Raw genomic sequence first — 17,564 nt, forward strand, 5'->3', positions numbered from 1 at the left:
ACACCAAAGTCTTCTTCAGAAAGATTAGAGCATCCTATTAATTGATTCAGATCTTTCCAATAGTAAGCTCCATTTTGAGCATTGACTCTATGCTATTTCCGAATGACAGTTCCTTTACGGACACTACTGCTCGAACTATTTTCAGAATTACTACGATTTTTAACTTGTAATAGCTCACCTTTCTTGGTGCAAAAATCAACCTTATTTATAGTTTCACCCCAAGCACAGTACCAACCATAAAATGACAATTTGTCGGCAAGATATTCTTCTAAAAGAAGACCTAATATGTTTTCTGCCGACATGGAAAGACGATGAGCATACTTTATGTGATTAATGCCATCAGTGCTGAGAGTAGGTAAACGAGCAGAAATAATCGTGTCAATAATTTTGTCAGAGACAGTGCCTATCTTCTTACTAGTTCGCTTTGAGGCTCGATTATTATAACCGCCAAAATACTTATTTAACCACTTAGTAATGTAATCTAAGCGAGAATTGCATACTTTTAAATATGGAAATAATTCAGGCGAATTACAACAGACGGATAAAACTGTTTTTACAGAATCATTCCAGAACATCCCAGCATGAAATTTGGCGATATTTTCAGCTTCTGACACGATCAGATTGGCATCAAAATCCGGTATTTTTAGGTTATTGCTCACAGTTACTATTGGGTAAAATCTGCTGTTTCAATTATGAGCGATCGCCCCATCTATACAAATCTCAATAATCCCAATATTTCCATATATAAACATTAATAATCCTTAATAGTATTAACTATTAAGGATTGTTAACATGAGCAAAAACTGCTCATAAACCTGATTGTTCCTTAAAAATCATCGAGAAACTGACTAAGGCGACTGATTACGGGGTCAACCTCTTGAGGAGGGGTAGCAACAGTATAAGAAGTATTATTTACTACTTCTAATTGAGTTGGAGACGGAATGAACGATCGATCGTTGACTATGAGCGCCAGTTGTGCAACTTGTTGAGAAAGTTGCAGTAGATGATGTTCCATCGCCTCCAAACGATTAGATCCCTTGGCAAAAAAACGTTCCTCAAGTCCAGCCACTTGACGTTGCAGTTCACCGATTTGTTGATCGATCGGTGTGGTTACTGCTGTTTGTGGAGCAGGTTGTACAGGTTCCGGTACACATAAAGATTGCCATAAGGCTTCTTTACAGAGGTCGCTGAAAGTCTTGTCTGGTTGTTTTTCCAAATAACTTTCTACTTGCGCTAACAAGCTTTCATCAGCAAGCTCTGGGTTGAACGTGACGGATTTAACTACCTTTTTTGACCATTGGAACATCAGCTTTATGCCCTAGCAGCGCGATTGGAGGATAATTGTGCCTCTCCATAAATATACTGCCCCAAAGCATTCGCCTGACGGGAAGGTGCTGCTAAATGAGCATTAATCTTTGCTTCTTTGAGCAGACGTTGAACGTCGTCCCAGAAGAACTCACCACCGCCGCCAGTAAGAATCACATCGGTGACGCGTTCTGGCAACCAGGCTAGCACACGGCTACAGATTTCACGAGAAAACATCTCTGTAAGGTTAGGAAGAAAATCATCTAGGTTGGTGGGCTTGCTAGCGCCTTTAGGACGGTAATAGCGTTCACCTCTGGGTTTGTTCACAGCAGAAATCAGTGCTAGAGATTGACTATCTGCTCCCTCAATTTCGGCAGACACCAATTCATAAAACTTATTCATCCCGAAGTCTTCGCTCTTAGAAGCACCTCTGGCAAAACGGAAGTTATCTACCATCAAAAGATCGACGGTTTGATGTCCAATATCGACGATCGCCACCGATATTTTTGTAAAATCGGGACTGCCAGGGTTTTTCTTGGGTTGAGCTTCAGACCACAGCAAGCTGCCGTAGCCTTCTGGCATTACCCATACCTTACTGACGTTCAGCGACACAGATTCGCCTCGGAAGTTCAACACGTGAGGGCCACCTACTTGGCTAATCAATTGTGCTTTTTCCTTTTCAAATTGCTCTAAGGAAAGAAAAGGCAGACCCAGTACGACTGAGATATCATCTCTGAGTTTGAAGTAGCCAGCACTTGCTAAAACTTTTACCAGTGCAGCTTCTACCTTAGATTGTCCGACTCCTAAATTCGCCCCAAAATCGGCTGCTAGTTGACCAACAGCATATCCATTTCCTTGATACTCCAGCCACAAATCCATTAAGGGGTCAGTAGCTCTGGCTTCAAAAACACCACCGCGTACTTGTTCTATTGACATCTGCTTGACGTTGGCAGGTACGAACACCACACTGCCTGGTTCGCGACTCACACAAGTTTTTGTGGAAGTTCTGCCTAAATCAACACTGAGAATGGTTTTTCCCGAAACACCGCCTGTCTTGGGAGGATTATTATTAACAGCATTGATAGGAGTCGAGGCCGACACCCTATTCATGGGTATAGCAGCGGCATTGATGGGGGTAGCGGCGGAAGGTTGGTCTGTCATGAAAGCTCCTAGTTCAAACTTAACTGTAAAAAGTTGTCATGCTCATCTTACAAAAATGCGAGCAACCAGAAATTCTAGGTTGCGTCAAGTGTAGCTAGAAATACGCCAAAAATTAATTCGGTCGATACCTCCGATAAGCTCATGCCTTCGCACATCTAGTATTATTTGGCATAGTGTAGGCGAATTTTGGCCAGATGTAACCCCTGCTTTCACTGCTTTCAAACCAAAAGCGTCCGTGTCTCATCTTCTAGTACGTCTTAACTGGCGCTTGAATATCCAGAAAACAAATGCTAGAACCAAACCGCCAAGTACGATTTTAGATACAGGAGCAAGGTACTTGTCCACAAGTTCGTACTGACTACCCAATGCGTATCCTGAGTATGTTAGCAAACCCACCCAAGCCGCGCTACCTAATGTTGTGTAAACCAAAAATGGTAGCAGGGGCATATTGCTAATACCTGCGGGAACAGAAATCAAGGTACGGATTCCCGGTACAAGGCGACCAATTAATACTGCTGTTCTACCTTGTCGGTTAAACCACTCTTTGGCTTTGGTGATATCTTTACCAGATATACCCAGCCATTTGCCATACTTATCAGCCCAAGCTTTCAAACGGGTTTCGCCTAAAAACTTACCCGGATAATACCAAATAAGTGCGCCTAATACAGAACCCAAAAGTCCTGCGAAAAATACACCAATGATATTTAGCTTTGCCCCTCCTGGTTGATATGGACTTGCTGTAAATCCAGCAAGTGGCATAATCAATTCTGAAGGAATTGGGGGAAAAAGGTTCTCTAAAAACATTAGTAGAGCGATTCCCCAATAGCCAAAATAATTGATAGTATTAGTTATCCATTCAAGCATTTAGTCTATTCCTGAAATTGCTGCATTATAAAGTTGGCATTGCAACGGAGAAACAAAGCAAGACGAGTGGAAGATAAGGGTCTGTTTCACTAATTTCGAGGATTATTGTAAGTAGCTATAACCCTTGAAATTGAGCGATTTATCGCTCACTACGAACTTTACAAAATTAATGAAACGAACCACTAGGTTTTGTTTTCTAATTTTTTAGATCCCCCTTAGTCGCTTTCATAAAAGGACTTGGGAGGATCTAAAGATTTGATGGCAAATTTAAAAACACACTCTAGGGTTTTCTTTTGAAGTTGTGGCTGTTGGAGAGTAGGGAGAAAAGTTTGTCTTGTTCCCCTCATCCTCCTCATCCCCTCTTCTTCTAGGCTGTCGGGGTCAATGATTGTACCCTTGGTTCCGATTGCCAGTCCAAGGGATTCCAAACTCGATCTTCCAGCGCCATCTGCTCAATTAAACTTGCAAGTCTCAGGGCTTTGAGAGCTTGTTCACCACCTACTGAAGGTTGATTGCCACCGTGTACACAGTTGACAAAATGTTCTAATTCTGCACTCAGTGGTTGAATATTGCTGGTGTAGACTTTTTCAATTACACCATCTTGTCTGTAAAGTACTTGTCGGTGGTCGGTGAGAGAATTGGCAGCCGTTTGTCGGTGAATCAAAATTTCATTTTTGAGAAAATCTGCCTCAGTAAATGAATTTTTGCAATGGGCGACAATCCGGCGAATTTTGCGGTGAGTGACTTTACTAGCAGTCAGAGTAGCAACAATACCATTGGCAAACCCCAAGGTGGCGGTTACGTAATCTAAATAACCAGAGTCTAGGGAGCGAGTACCGCTAGCAGTCAATTTTGTGACTGGGGAAGCAGCTAATTCCAGAAGTAGGTCGATGTCATGGATCATTAAATCCAGCACAACGGAAACATCGTTTGCCCGATCTGAGTAAGGACTCATTCTGTGGGCTTCTAGCGCCAGTAATTCCTCTGTTTTTAGAACTTGACTCAGTTCTTTAAAAGCTGGGTTAAAACGCTCAATATGACCTACTTGCAGGATACACCCAGACTCAGCTGCGGCATTTACTAAAGACTCTGCTTCAGAAATACTGGCTGCGATCGGTTTTTCAATCAAAACATGAATTCCCGCTAACAGACAGTTGATGCCCACGGCATAGTGCAGACGGGTGGGAACAGCCACACAAACTGCTTCCACAAGGGGTAGCAGATCGCAGTAATCTTCAAAAAAACGCACCTTGTACTTGCTGGCAGTTTCTAATCCTCGCTCGACGTTAATATCTGCCACTCCGACTAGTTCAACATCTTTCATTGAACTCAGCACGCGAGCGTGGTGTTGTCCCATGTTACCCACTCCAATCACGCCTATGCGGATTGGTCGTGGCTGGTTGCGCTGTGTATATGGATTCGGTTCTGCCACTGACATGCTATTTTGCACTATTATTCTCTCCTCAACCACCAAATTTAGAGACGCTACGGCCGTTGGCGTTTATACTCGAAAGCCGGTTACGATCCGTCTAAAACCATCCAGATGGTAACATAGAGCCTATGTTTATGAAGAATTTCAAAGTTTGCGATCGGTTCCCGTAATCTAAATATCTTTTGTATAGATATTTCGAGTTTCCTTTGAATTTTGCACTTTCTACAAAAATAGATGTCTTTTTATTAACTTTAAAAGTTTCAGTAAGACCTAAGTATAAATTCTCCTTGGCATTGCTTTCTAGCGTCTTGTTAAGGTTTGATACAGTGATTTGAAATCCAAAATTTGCAACCGAGATGAAAGCTGTAATTCTGTTATCTGGGGGATTGGACTCTTCCACAATTCTGTACAAAGCTCAAGCTGATGGCTGTGAATGTCATGCGATTTCCTTTGATTACCAGCAGCGACATCGACGAGAGTTACAGTCAGCGCTCAGTGTCGCTCAAAAAGCTGCGATCGCAAAACATCAGGTAGTTAACTTTGACTTACGACAATGGGGCGGTTCGGCCCTTACCGATAATGCCATTGATTTACCCCAGGAGCGATCGCTGGATGAAATGTCTCAAAATATTCCTGTCACATACGTTCCGGCTCGTAATACCATCTTTTTAAGCTTTGCTCTTAGTTACGCCGAAGCGATCGCAGCAGAGTGTGTCTATATCGGCGTTAATGCCCTAGATTATTCAGGATATCCTGATTGTCGCCCCGACTATATCCAAGCAATGCAGGAAGTTTTTCGCTTGGGAACCAAACAAGGGCGTGAGGGACAACCAATTAAGATTGTTGCACCCCTAATCAACCTGAAAAAAACCGAAATCATCCAACTGGGGAACCAATTGGGAGTTCCTTGGGAACTAACTTGGTCTTGCTATGCTGGTAATGATGTTGCTTGCGGCGTATGTGATTCTTGTCGCTTACGGCTAGCAGCTTTTGCCGAATTGGGACTTGTCGATCCAGTAGCGTATGCACAGTAGAGGCATTGGAAAATTCAATTTTAGATTTTGGATTGACAATTTTGGATTAAATTTCAATCTAAAATCAAAATTCTAAAATCTAAAATTCTTACTCCCCTGCTCCTCTGCTCTCCTGCTTTTCTGTCCCCTCTTCCTCTAACCGTCGCAGTTGAATTTGATGCAGGCGTGGACCAACAATCGATACCACGGTGAATTCGAGATTTTGATAACAAAAGATTTCGCCTTTAGCAGGAATTTTCTGTAACTCATACAGCAAAAAGCCCCCTAGTGTTTGATATTCTCTGGTCAGGGGCAAATTGAGATGCAAAATCTCGTTGAGGTCTTCAAGGTTGATTTGTGCTTGCACCAAAAATTTTTGCTCATCTAACATCTGAATTAGTAAGTCTTCACTGCTTTCAGATTCGCTGGGGCCGCCAATAATTTCGGCAATGACATCTTTGATTGTCACTAGTCCCACAGTAGAGCCAAATTCATTCACTACCATGACCATAGCGGGTTTCTCTTGCTGCATCATGGGCAAAAGTTCACTCAAGGGCGTATGTTCTGGAACAAACCGGGCGGGACGCATCCAAGGCTGGATCTGTGTCTCTAAACTGAGGTTTCCGACTGCCAAAGGTTGTGCCAAATCTTTAAAATAAACAATACCGCGAACATCGTCTAAAGATTCACCAATCACGGGATAGCGAGAGTAACCAGTAGAAGCCATTTCCTTGAGTAATGTCTGGAAGCTAGCATCTTTTGGCAGTGTGATAATACTGGTGCGCGGGATCATCACATCTTGCGCCATGACATCTCCAAACTCGAAGACATTATTGAGCAATTCTCGCTCTGCACGCTGTAACCCAGTAGACCCCCATTCTGTAGAGATGATCAGTTGCAATTCTTCGGGAGTTACAGGCGGTCGCCAGCCTTGACCTGTGTATTGGATGCCAAAAATTCGTAATAAAAAACGAGTTGATTGGTTAAGAATCCAGATGAAGGGGCCAAAAAAACGCACGATCGCTTTTACCGGAGGCCCCAAAAACCTCGCTAGCTGTTCTGAGTACAGCATAGCTAAGGATTTGGGACATAATTCTCCGATCACAATTTGCAAATAGGCAATTAAGAAAAAGGCGATAGGAATTGATAGGGAATGGGCGAGGAAGGTAGTCATACCACTGGGCAAAGGCCAGGATCTTAACCAAGCATTCACCAGCACAACAATCGTACTTTCGCCAATCCATCCCAGTGCCAAACTAGAGAGGGTAATGCCTAACTGGGTGGTAGATAGCAGTCGGTCAATACTGCGTTGTAACATTTCTACAGCGATCGCTGGAATATCCCCAGCCTTAACTAGCTGGTGAATACGCGATCGCCGCACGCTCACCATCGAAAATTCCGCCGTCACAAAAAAGGCATTTATGGCAATCAGTAGTAGCACTGATAACAACCGCAGCGCCACTTCTATCAAACTTAAATTAGGAAAACCACTCACCGCTAAAGCTCGTGTAAAACTCACGCCCTCCATTTAGGGATTTTGGATTTTGGATTTTGGATTTTGGATTAAGTTTTGGGTATTAGGCACTAGGTAAATTGCTTAGTACCAAATCTCCAATCTAAAATCTAAAATCTAAAATCTAAAATTGCCCAATCTACCTTTCTACAGGAATATTCGATGCCTCTAGCTTCAATTGTTGAGCGGGATAATCAGTGAGAGCAAGTGATATTTTCTTGACATCATCAAGTAAAGCTGTAGGAATGCTCACTGTACCTGAAAATGCTGGCCCATTTACAGGCAATTCTGTAGGTAAACCCTCTGTACTTGCACTCAGGGTTCTTCCTTTGTCATCGGTAACATCTAAAAAACTATACAGGAAGCGCACAGAATCCTTACCTTTGTTCTGCATTTTCACTTTCAGTAGTAAATCACCACCAGAGTAGCGGGCAGATTGCACAGTCATTGTTACACCCTGACTTTGGGCAGTAACTGGAAAACCTGGTAGGGGCTTTTCTTCAACTACTTCTGGGGGTTTTTCCTCTGGCTTCTGCTTGCTGCTATTGGTTTCTTCATCATCTTCTTCTGGCTTTTCCGATTTAGCGACTTTGGTCTTACCTTCAATTCGCGCCTTGACTATTTTCAGAATTTCTTCCTCTTTTAATAGCACTAGCCCTCCCTGTTGAGAGCTATTTGCCTTATTGCTGGCAAATTTGGTTGTAGGACGCCCATCTGGTGTAGTCACGCCTTTAAGTGCTGAACTCCCCAGTTCAAAGCCCAACAACGCGCTCACAGAGCCGGCTCCCATCATCAGAATTAACAAAATCAAAGTAAGAAGTACAGTAGAATTTATTTTCATCGCTGACAAGCTATCACAATAGAATGCTGGTCTATTTAAGAATAGTGAAGCTTTTGACCTCAATCCTTAAAGGAACTTAATCAATATTAGTTTGCACTATATCTATGATCAAATTATGTAGTATAAAAATCTAATAAATTATTGTCCAGTATTCACACGTGTTAAATTTGTGCTATATTCATGGAATTGGCTAAACTCAGTGCGTGAGGTATTTTTCTCGGTCTAAAATTAGCAAATAAGGTTGACCTAAGAGTTGAAGTAATTTTCTCGTAGCAACCCACAACCCAAAAAACAAGCGCCTTTGGCCGATTGGGGAGGCAACGAACTCATAATTCGTCTTCAGGCTGGTTCGATTCCAGCAGGGCGCACTGAATCATCACAAAGTAGCAATAGAGGGCATGGGGCATTGGGCGTGGGCACTTATATTGAACATTGCTGAAGTGTTGGTTAGTAATCATTCTCCCCTGCTCCCCATTCCCTACTCCCCAATCTTACCGAGATGGTAAAGTTTCAAACCTGAATTCAGTTCCTACTTTGAGTTTGTTGCTATAGCGAGGAGACACGAGGAGCGATGTGTCATAAGGATTTGGTAAATCAGGAGTACGAATATAAGGATCGTTGCCAACTTGCTGAGTCAGGGCATCATGATATAAAGTATTAACCAAATTAGCGTCGCGGGCAATTTCATTTTCTGGGAAGGAACCACCGAAACCAGAACCAGATCCAAAAAATGAGTCTAGCTGACGCTTGAGGCTGCCATTTTCGTAGAAATTGCGATCGTGACTAAAATAAGCTCGTTCGAATACATCATTCGTAGTTTCAGAATTGGGTGTTGCCGTTTGGGCAGATGCAATAGAGGGAAAAACAATACCAGCAGCAAGCAGCACCAATAAACCACCAAAGGTTTTAAATTTTATACGCACGTTTCTGACTCCTCAACTTTTGCTTTGGGCGAATCTTAATTTATGCTGAAGTTCAGAACTCTGATGAGTTCAACCTTTGGTGTAGCACAACTTTTAATGTTTTGTAATGACGTATCCTACTGAAACTCTTACCCACTCGGATATTTGGGCAACCACTTCTGATTTGACCACTTTACGCCACAAGCTACTAGATTTATTCTCTCAACTAGCTTATCAAGAGGGTGATTTTGTTCTCGCTTCTGGGCAACGTAGTTCTTATTATGTCAATAAGATGCAGGTAACACTCCATCCCCAAGGAGCTTTGGCAGTTGGACGGTTACTATTTCCTTTATTACCTGTAGATACTCAGGCTGTAGCAGGTTTGACAATGGGGGCTGACCCAATTGTGACAGCAGTGAGTATAGTTTCTGTTTATGAAAACCGACCGATACCAGCGCTGATTATTCGCAAGGAAGCCAAGGGTTATGGGACAAGAGCTTATATAGAAGGCCCCACTTTACCAGAGGGCGCAAAAGTAGTAGTTTTGGAAGATGTAGTCACAACTGGGCAATCTGCTCTAAAGGCGGTTGAGCGTCTTAAAGATGCAGGTTATACCGTAAATCAAATAATTTCACTGGTAGATCGACAACAAGGGGGAGGTGAGTTGTACCAGTCAGCGGGTTTGAAATTTGAAACTTTGTTTTCGATTCAGGAAGTTCAAGAACGCTACCGACAACTTGCAAATTCATGAACAAAAGGAGATAGATAAATATGCAAGCAACAGTATCTACAGAACTAACACAAGAAAAAGTTGATAAAGCTGTGAGCGCAATTCTTGAAGTACTAGGAAAGCCAGAAAATGATTTACACCACAAAGCGTTAACAGCTTTTCAGAGTGGCGATTATCAAACTGTAAAGAGACTGGCATCTACCAACTTGACTGATGATTATTGCAAAGCTTTGGGATATCTGGGAGGAGCGCTGAAGTTGACTCCAAACACCGATACTATTTTGGCGGAATCAGCTCGTAGTGCCGCTGAATTTGTCAAAGAAAAAGCATTGCAGCACCTTGGTATTAAGATCGCTGATGCTTTGAATTAACCAATGCAATGAGCTTGCGCGATCGCTCTAAATAAATTAAAAAAACCCTCCTGAAAAACTTTTCAAGAGGGTTTGTTCATCGGTAAGGTGAGGGTGAACGCTGTTTGACCAGAAGATGTTAAGTCAAGAGTAAGGTCGCCACGATGTGCCCTGGCAATTTCCCGTGCAAGGCTCAGTCCTAGTCCGATTCCTTCTACCTTGCGGTTACGTGAGGGATCGCCGCGATAAAATCGGTCAAAAATGCGATCGCGATCGCTTAGGGGAATATCTTTTGATGCATTGACAATGGTAACGTGAAGAGTTGTTAGAGTTTGATGAGTGCGAATTTGTATCCAGCCGTTGGCGAGATTGTATTTAATTGCATTACTAAATAGGTTTTGCAAAACTTGAATTAAAAGATCGCGATCGCCTTTTACTCGCAACCCATCAGTAAAGTCAGTTTCCACAGTCAAATGGGGAGCTAGCATTTCCACATCTTCTAGCATTTCCATCAGCAACTCAGACATATCCACTTCAACCAGATACAAGCTCATTTTTCCGGCATCTGCCAGAGATAGCAACAAGAGTTTTCGCATAATTCCACTCAGGCGGCGCACCTCATCTAACAGGTTACTTAAGCGCTGTTGTACTTCACTACCGGGATCGACCTGTTGGAGTGTTCGTTCTAGTTCGCCCTGCAAAATAGTCAGTGGGGTTTTCAGTTCATGAGCCGCATCACCACTAAAGCGGGAAGCTTGGGTAAAACTCCGTTCCAAACGTGACAACATCAGGTTAAACACTTGAATCAGTTCGACAAATTCAACATCAGTTGTGCCAATGGGAATGCGCTGATCTAGCCCTTTGACAGTTACCTGTTGAATTACGCCCGTTAATTGCCGGATGGGACGTAAAGCACCACCAGAAACTAACCATGCTCCCACAGCAACCAACAGCAGCGCTCCCGGAATTGAAACTAGGAAGATATTGCGAATGGTAGCCATTTCTTGATCTACGGCTTGCAAGCTAACGGCAATGGCAACCTGAGCATTGGGAAATTTAGCTGCCCCAATCCGCCAGACTGCTGTTGTTGTCCGCTCTGTGACAAATTGAGGTGGGCGTGGACGAATTAGTGGTGGCCGCTCGAAGGATGGATTTGTATTAGAGGGTAAAGGTGGTGGTTCTCTCTTTGGCGACGGTGGTAGAGGTGTCAAGTGGAGACGCTTCAGCAACAGACGATTCACCTCAAGATCGGTAGGTAGGGAGTTGGATTGATAAAGTATGTTGTTGTTTGCGTCCAGCACCACTAGGGCGACAGGGGTTTTTGTATTGGTTCCGAAGGAATAAGATAATGAATCTTCGTAAAAGTGCCATCGGGAGCGATCGCGTGAGTTTTCTCTTCTGGGAAAGGCTGCGCCAGCGGGAGGTTCTTCTCGTGGAGGGAAGTTCGGAGTTGCCCGCATCAAGTGATTTAATAGTTCTGCATCCAGGCGGCTAATCTTAGCATTGTAAATCTGAAACCAGGAAACAGCGCCAAATCCGACTAATGTGCTGCCAGCTAGAGCCGCAGACAACAGAGCAATGCGGAGTCGAAAGGAAGGGAGTTTCATGATGAAGAATCTGGCTTGCGAAATCGATATCCAACCCCTCGAATGCTTTCAATCCAGACTACTTGATCGATAGGGTCAATCTTTTTACGAATTCGCTGGATACAAACATCCACAACGTTGGTGTTGGGGTTAAAGTCGTAGCCCCAAACGTGTTCCAAAATTTGGGTACGAGTGAAAACCCGTCCGGGAGAGCGCATAAGATATTCCAGAAGATTAAACTCGCGGCTGGTGAGTTCTATGGCTTGGTGATTGCAAGTTACTTCCCTAGTGATGCGATCGAGTTTGATCGAACCAACGCAAAGTAGATTTTGGCGATCGCTCACACTCCGGCGCACAACTGCATGAATTCTAGCCGCTAACTCTTCCACAAAAAACGGTTTAGCGATATAGTCATCCGCTCCCAAATTTAGCCCTTGTAAGCGATCGTCTAGTTCATTCCGAGCCGTCAACAAAATCACCGGAGCATTCCGACCTTGCCGCCGTAATAGTTTTAGAATCGATAGTCCATCTTTTCCCGGCATCATAATGTCGAGTACGATCGCATCATATTCGTTGTCTAATGCCCGCAGATATCCATCATCACCGTTATCGCAGTAGTCTACAACAAATCCCTGCTCCTTTAATCCAGCCCGGACAAAGTTAGCAATTTTCGCTTCATCTTCAACAAACAGAACGTTCACAGCATTTATTAATTCATATATTCTTCTATTCTAAATTCATTATTTTTTATTCAAATTACAAAACTGTAATTTAGAAAATAAGAAAGCTGTAATTTTGAGGTGGCTCAATTAGAAATATGAACACCCTAGCTTTTGAAGGTTGATTTTTATGAATATTCGTCGAGTCTTAGCCGTAGTAGCGATTCCTTTTTTGATTGGTACATTTGGTTTTGTTGTACCCAATCAGGCAAATGCCGCTAATCCATCTCATCGGAACGCAGAGATTTCACAACAGCCCAACAAACCAGAAATATCTGAGAAAAAACCACAAATCAGACATTCTAAACCCCGTCCACATCAGAAAAAGCGTTCTCCCCAACGTCCCCAAGCTCATAATCAAGAAGCAGTTCAAAACCGGTTAGAACGCAATAACCGTTAATTGATGCACCCTTGCATTTCACCTCGCCCTCAGCGGCGATCTCGTCAGAGTATTGTTGTTTCTAAATTACAAAACTGTAATTTAGAAACAGGGCAGACTGTTATTTTGAGAAGACTTAATTAGAAATATAAACCTTTGGAGATTTAATGATGAATATTCGTAGAGTACTAGTGGTGACAGCGATTCCTGTTCTGGTTGGCACATTTGGTTTTCTTTCACTCAATCAAGCAAATGCTGCTAATCAATTCGAGCAAATTGCACAAGCGCAACAACCGCCCAACCAACCATCAAACGAACGGCCGCGTCCACCCAGACCTGATTTTGCAGCCGCAGCGACAAAGTTAGGAGTTACAGAAGCCCAGTTAAAGGCGGCGCTAGGAGTCCCTGCCAATCCGCCAAATCCAGGCGATCGCAGTCAACGCCCACCCAGACCTGATTTTAAAGCCGCAGCAACCAAGTTAGGAGTTACAGAAGCCCAGTTAAAGGCAGCGTTGGGAGTCCCTGCCAATCCGCCAAATCCAGGCGATCGCAATCAACGCCCACCCAGACCTGATTTTAAAGCCGCAGCGACAAAGTTAGGAGTTACAGAGGCACAGTTAAAGACGGCATTGGGAGTTCCTGCCAATCCGCCAAATCCAGGCGATCGCACTCAGCGCCCACCCAGACCTGATTTGAAAGCGGCGGCGGCAAAGCTGGGTGTCACTGAACAACAGTTGATCGACGCATTAGGTGTTCCACCTCATCCTCCTGGCGATGGCGGAGCCTCTCCTCAAGAAAATCGTCCTAATCAACCAAAATAGTAAATAGACCACGCGGTAGGGGCGCAAGGCCTTGCGCCCCTACAACTCGGTTAAAGGGAAAAAAGAGTGGAAGGCTCGATATATAAGGTTTTTTCCCTTTTAACATGAGTCCCTTACCCCCAAAACCCGACAAGTATTGGGTGTAGTTCAAATACATGAAAACTGCTGTATATATAGTGTGAGATTATTTGATTTTTTCTTTCACCAGAACTACTACAATTACTATTGATGCTAGATAATGGGAAAGCTTTGACATTTTCTTCCCAATCTAGCCCGGAAACAATAACTAAGACTTATGCGAACTCACTATTGCGGCGAACTCCGAAAAGAACATATTGGAGAAACTGTTACCTTTTACGGATGGATAGACCGTCGCCGCGATCATGGTGGTGTGATATTTTTAGATTTACGCGATCGCTCTGGAATTGTCCAAATCGTCAGCGATCCGCAACGCACCCCAGATTCTTACGAATATGCGAATGCCCTACGAAATGAATATGTTGTCAAAATCACTGGTAGGGTAACACAACGTCCCGAAGAATCGTTGAATACCCGCATCCCCACAGGCGAGGTAGAAATCTACGCCGATAAAATTGAACTACTCAATGCTGTTCGCAAACAGTTACCTTTCCAAGTTTCTCTAGCTGACACCGAGACAGTGCGGGAAGACTTACGGCTCAAATACCGTTATTTGGATTTGCGACGCGAACGTATGGCGCAAAATTTGCAACTGCGTCATCAAATTGTCAAAGCCATGCGTCGTTATCTAGAAGATTTGGAAGGTTTTATCGAAGTCGAAACCCCAATCCTTACCCGTTCTACCCCAGAAGGAGCGCGGGATTATGTTCTACCCAGTCGCGTCAATCCTGGTGAGTGGTATGCTTTGCCGCAATCACCCCAGCTATTTAAACAATTGCTGATGGTATCTGGCTTAGATAGATATTATCAGATTGCGCGTTGCTTTCGTGACGAAGACTTACGCGCCGACAGACAACCAGAATTCACTCAGTTGGACATGGAAATGAGCTTCATGTCCCAAGAAGAAATTATCGAACTAAACGAGAATTTAGTTTGCCATATCTACAAAACAGTTAAAGGCATTGAGTTACAGCGCCCTTTCCCCCGTCTTACTTATACTGAGGGGATGGAACGCTACGGTAGTGATAAACCAGATACACGCTATGGTATGGAATTAGTTGATATATCAGATATCGTGAAAGACTCTGGTTTCAAAGTCTTTCGGGATACTGTTACTAATGGTGGTATCGTCAAAATCCTCCCCATTCCTAACGGTAACGATGTAATTTCTAATGTCCGCATTAAACCAGGCGGCGACTTATTTAAAGAAGCCAGCGAAGCTGGTGCGAAAGGTTTAGCTTATATCCGCGTCAGGGATGATGGCGAAATTGACACCATTGGGGCGATAAAAGACAACCTCAGCGTTGAACAAAAACAAGAAATTTTACGCCGCACAGGTGCTAAAGCTGGACATTTGCTATTGTTTGGGGCTGGTGATGCTGCTACAGTTAATAAAACTTTAGATAGATTACGACAAGCGATCGCTAAAGAATTTGACTTAATCGATCCAGAAAAAATCAACTTGCTGTGGATTACAGATTTCCCGATGTTCGAGTGGAATGCTGACGAAAAGCGTCTAGAAGCACTACATCACCCGTTTACAGCACCACATCCTGATGATTTGAGCGATTTAAAGACTGCACGCGCCCAAGCTTACGACTTGATACTCAACGGCGTAGAAGTTGGCGGCGGAAGTCTGCGGATTTATCAGCGAGAAATTCAACAGCAGGTGTTTGAAGCGATCGGTTTATCTCCTGAAGAAGCACAAAGTAAATTTGGCTTTCTCTTAGAAGCATTTGAATATGGTACACCGCCGCATGGTGGCATCGCCTACGGTTTAGATCGTTTGGTTATGTTGCTAGCTGGAGAAGAATCGATTCGGGATGTCATTGCTTTTCCAAAGACACAACAAGCACGTTGTTTGTTAACAGATGCGCCTTCGAGTGTCGATGCTAAACAGTTGAAAGAATTACACGTTGCTTCGACTTATAAACCAAAGTCTTAACTTGACTTTATCCAATTAGGCGGCATAAACAGCAATATCGTTTGTTTCATTGCCAATACCAAACAAGCCAATCCAAGGTGCGCTCTATCACCCGTTGTTTTGGAAGCAAAACAAACCCTTTGCGCTCTTTGGGTTGGAGTACTACTTGTATAATCCAACGGCAATTTTGATTATTTTAATATTCAAAACTCAGTGACAATGTTAACAATTTTATCTTCGTTGTCGTATCCAAAGTAGGTTGGGTAAATACCATCTCCATACCCTGACGAAAAGGCAATTATGTTTAATTGGATAGATTTATCTATACAAATATTTGCCCAATCCCATATATGTCTGTAATTTTTTCTTAATTCATCTTGAATCAGGTCTATCAAGCTTTCTTCTTGGGGATTAGCACTGTATGCATAGTATATTGAATCGTCAAGAATTTCTACTGCATCAAAATCCATAAAGCAGCCAACTCCAGAATCAACTGGATAACCCAAGGTGTCATTTTCTGTAAGCGAAGCTAGTTCTTCATCAGAGCAACTACCTAATTTCCAATTTATGGGAGTTTCTTCGCTAATACGAATTATGGCATAAGCTACTCTTTGGTCATTATTTCTTGGATAATGAGCAACAATTAAGAAAACAGGATATTTACCAATTGGTAAAGACTTTTGAAAAGCTTCACTATCAGGAAAAGCAAGTGGATCGCAAGCTACTAATCTTCCTGAAGTTAAAATTAATTCCCCAACATAATGGGTTGTAAATGTAATATCCCCAATTGAACTAGATAGTTTTTCACCTCTTAAAGCTTTATAAAAATTAATAGTATCCATTTTTGTATAACGTTTGAAATAGATATTGTAGCACAAGTATAGTTCAAACCCTTGCAATGCTTAAGTGCTTGATAGAAGCTGTTGTCTTTGATGAAGTTCGGAGTGCAAATATTCTTTGCATTGAATATGATTTATTGATTGGCTCTGAATGCAATTTGCTAGAATTACTATAGTTTTTGTTTCTGAAATCTAGAAAAAATCTAGCATTTTATTATGATTATGCGCCTTCCCACAATTGCCGCAACCTTTGTCGCGGCCAGTCTTAGTATAGGTACACTTTTGAGTATTGCTGCCCCAGCTTCAGCTGACGAGACAATAACTTGTTCAAGCCAGAATAATCGAAGAAATACTTGTTCGGTAAATACAAGAGGCAGAGTCAGGTTTGTTAGGCAATTATCTAACACCAGTTGTAGAGGAAATTGGGGCTATCGAAGAAATCGTATTTGGGTGAAAAATGGTTGCCGAGCTGAGTTTTCAGTTGGCGATCGCAGAAACGACAGAAACGACAGATACGACAGAGATGATAGAAACGATAGATATGACAGAAACGATAGAAACGATAGATATGATAGAAACGATAGAAACGACAGATATGACAGATATGACAGATATGATAGAAACGATAGAAACGACAGATAGAAGACTGGGTATTGCATCAATATAGTTAAGCAGAAATTAAGAAACTTACTTCTGCTAACTTTTATAAGTAAAGCCCTTATCAACTCTAAGAGGGCATTGATTTCTATCTATGTTAATCAGACATTGCTTTCAACAGCGTGTCTAGTAAGCATCTATCCAGAGTTTCAAAGCCTTTGGATAGATGTTTTGAGTATATATTATGACTTTTCAAACATCCTCTTGGGACTGATACCATTTCTTTGTGAAGCTGCGCTAAATCTCTTAATTTCTTATTTTTTAGCGTACTTGGCGCTCTTCTCTAACGAGACGCTGCGCGTTAGCGGAGCCTCTCGTAGAGAAGCGTCTTTGACAGAAGAAGCGATCGCAGTACTTATTTGAAGTCGCAGATAAGATAAAGAAGTAACA

Annotated in this window: 19 protein-coding genes, 1 tRNA gene and 1 pseudogene; 10 read left to right on the plus strand and 11 right to left on the minus strand. The window is 42.7% G+C overall.

All coding sequences use genetic code 11. From position 1 onward, the window contains the following. Positions 1–92: 92 nt before the first annotated feature. The 5 genes from V7K44_RS19665 to V7K44_RS19685 all read right to left on the minus strand — a co-directional run bounded on the left by V7K44_RS19665 (position 93) and on the right by V7K44_RS19685 (position 4,780). On the minus strand, positions 93–659 hold the full coding sequence (locus V7K44_RS19665; protein ID WP_334933578.1) for a SinI family restriction endonuclease: 567 nt from the start codon (positions 657–659) through the stop codon (positions 93–95). 167 nt (positions 660–826) lie between these two features. Next, positions 827–1,306 (minus strand): plasmid segregation centromere-binding protein ParR, encoded by a 480-nt coding sequence (locus V7K44_RS19670; protein ID WP_094347280.1) that lies wholly within the window; start codon positions 1,304–1,306, stop codon positions 827–829. 5 nt (positions 1,307–1,311) lie between these two features. After that, complete coding sequence (locus tag V7K44_RS19675; RefSeq protein ID WP_334933579.1) at positions 1,312–2,466, minus strand: ParM/StbA family protein; 1,155 nt, start codon at positions 2,464–2,466, stop codon at positions 1,312–1,314. 240 nt (positions 2,467–2,706) lie between these two features. Continuing rightward, the gene (locus V7K44_RS19680; protein WP_334933580.1) at positions 2,707–3,330 is read right to left on the minus strand and encodes a DedA family protein; all 624 of its coding nucleotides are present in this window, start codon (positions 3,328–3,330) and stop codon (positions 2,707–2,709) included. A gap of 367 nt (positions 3,331–3,697) precedes the next feature. Next, positions 3,698–4,780, minus strand: a complete 1,083-nt coding sequence (locus V7K44_RS19685) for a Gfo/Idh/MocA family protein (RefSeq protein ID WP_094347283.1) — start codon at positions 4,778–4,780, stop codon at positions 3,698–3,700. 338 nt (positions 4,781–5,118) lie between these two features. On the opposite strand from V7K44_RS19685, the gene queC reads away from it, so the two are divergent. After that, the gene (queC, locus tag V7K44_RS19690) at positions 5,119–5,796 is read left to right on the plus strand and encodes a 7-cyano-7-deazaguanine synthase QueC (RefSeq protein ID WP_334933581.1); all 678 of its coding nucleotides are present in this window, start codon (positions 5,119–5,121) and stop codon (positions 5,794–5,796) included. Positions 5,797–5,884: 88 nt separating this feature from the next. On the opposite strand, the gene V7K44_RS19695 is transcribed toward queC, so the two are convergent. Both V7K44_RS19695 and V7K44_RS19700 read right to left on the minus strand, forming a co-directional pair. Continuing rightward, complete coding sequence (locus V7K44_RS19695; RefSeq protein WP_334933582.1) at positions 5,885–7,303, minus strand: hemolysin family protein; 1,419 nt, start codon at positions 7,301–7,303, stop codon at positions 5,885–5,887. Positions 7,304–7,427: 124 nt separating this feature from the next. Continuing rightward, a complete protein-coding gene (locus tag V7K44_RS19700) occupies positions 7,428–8,129 on the minus strand; it encodes a hypothetical protein (protein ID WP_334933583.1) in 702 nt (233 codons plus the stop codon). Positions 8,130–8,424: 295 nt separating this feature from the next. Here V7K44_RS19700 and V7K44_RS19705 point away from each other — a divergent pair. Beyond that, positions 8,425–8,497 (plus strand) — tRNA-Ile (locus tag V7K44_RS19705). Between the two features lie 123 nt (positions 8,498–8,620). Here V7K44_RS19705 and V7K44_RS19710 read toward each other — a convergent pair. Then, a complete protein-coding gene (locus tag V7K44_RS19710; protein WP_334933584.1) occupies positions 8,621–9,052 on the minus strand; it encodes a hypothetical protein in 432 nt (143 codons plus the stop codon). A gap of 106 nt (positions 9,053–9,158) precedes the next feature. Here V7K44_RS19710 and pyrE point away from each other — a divergent pair, with 106 nt between their 5' ends. Next, positions 9,159–9,782 (plus strand): orotate phosphoribosyltransferase, encoded by a 624-nt coding sequence (gene pyrE, locus V7K44_RS19715; RefSeq protein ID WP_334933585.1) that lies wholly within the window; start codon positions 9,159–9,161, stop codon positions 9,780–9,782. Positions 9,783–9,802: 20 nt separating this feature from the next. Continuing rightward, positions 9,803–10,132: a hypothetical protein gene (locus tag V7K44_RS19720; protein WP_322692398.1), complete on the plus strand. Its 330-nt coding sequence runs from the start codon at positions 9,803–9,805 to the stop codon at positions 10,130–10,132. Between the two features lie 62 nt (positions 10,133–10,194). Here the strand turns inward: V7K44_RS19720 and V7K44_RS19725 are convergent, their stop codons facing one another. Next, the gene (locus tag V7K44_RS19725; protein WP_334933586.1) at positions 10,195–11,718 is read right to left on the minus strand and encodes an ATP-binding protein; all 1,524 of its coding nucleotides are present in this window, start codon (positions 11,716–11,718) and stop codon (positions 10,195–10,197) included. Then, positions 11,715–12,398 carry a response regulator transcription factor gene (locus V7K44_RS19730; protein WP_334933587.1) on the minus strand — a complete coding sequence of 228 codons (684 nt, stop codon included), beginning with the start codon at positions 12,396–12,398 and terminating at the stop codon, positions 11,715–11,717. Before V7K44_RS19730 ends, V7K44_RS19725 begins: the two co-directional genes overlap by 4 nt. A gap of 148 nt (positions 12,399–12,546) precedes the next feature. On the opposite strand from V7K44_RS19730, the gene V7K44_RS19735 reads away from it, so the two are divergent. The 3 genes from V7K44_RS19735 to aspS all read left to right on the plus strand — a co-directional run bounded on the left by V7K44_RS19735 (position 12,547) and on the right by aspS (position 15,699). Further along, the gene (locus tag V7K44_RS19735) at positions 12,547–12,816 is read left to right on the plus strand and encodes a hypothetical protein (RefSeq protein WP_334933588.1); all 270 of its coding nucleotides are present in this window, start codon (positions 12,547–12,549) and stop codon (positions 12,814–12,816) included. A gap of 146 nt (positions 12,817–12,962) precedes the next feature. Continuing rightward, complete coding sequence (locus V7K44_RS19740; protein WP_334933589.1) at positions 12,963–13,616, plus strand: hypothetical protein; 654 nt, start codon at positions 12,963–12,965, stop codon at positions 13,614–13,616. Between the two features lie 295 nt (positions 13,617–13,911). Next, entirely contained in the window at positions 13,912–15,699 is a 1,788-nt protein-coding gene (gene aspS / locus V7K44_RS19745; RefSeq protein WP_334933590.1) for an aspartate--tRNA ligase, read from the plus strand. Between the two features lie 182 nt (positions 15,700–15,881). Here the strand turns inward: aspS and V7K44_RS19750 are convergent, their stop codons facing one another. Then, positions 15,882–16,520, minus strand: coding sequence for a DUF4241 domain-containing protein (locus V7K44_RS19750; RefSeq protein ID WP_334933591.1), 639 nt, complete (start codon positions 16,518–16,520; stop codon positions 15,882–15,884). A gap of 219 nt (positions 16,521–16,739) precedes the next feature. Between V7K44_RS19750 and V7K44_RS33245 the strand changes: the two are divergent. The 3 genes and pseudogenes from V7K44_RS33245 to V7K44_RS19760 all read left to right on the plus strand — a co-directional run. Beyond that, positions 16,740–16,949, plus strand: a pseudogene (locus V7K44_RS33245) (DUF3011 domain-containing protein); the annotation flags it as partial. A gap of 25 nt (positions 16,950–16,974) precedes the next feature. Then, a complete protein-coding gene (locus V7K44_RS19755; RefSeq protein WP_334933592.1) occupies positions 16,975–17,184 on the plus strand; it encodes a hypothetical protein in 210 nt (69 codons plus the stop codon). Positions 17,185–17,255: 71 nt separating this feature from the next. Further along, positions 17,256–17,537, plus strand: coding sequence for a hypothetical protein (locus V7K44_RS19760; RefSeq protein WP_334933593.1), 282 nt, complete (start codon positions 17,256–17,258; stop codon positions 17,535–17,537). Positions 17,538–17,564: the final 27 nt, after the last annotated feature.

This window comes from Nostoc sp., assembly GCF_036917235.1.
GTDB lineage: Bacteria > Cyanobacteriota > Cyanobacteriia > Cyanobacteriales > Nostocaceae > Nostoc.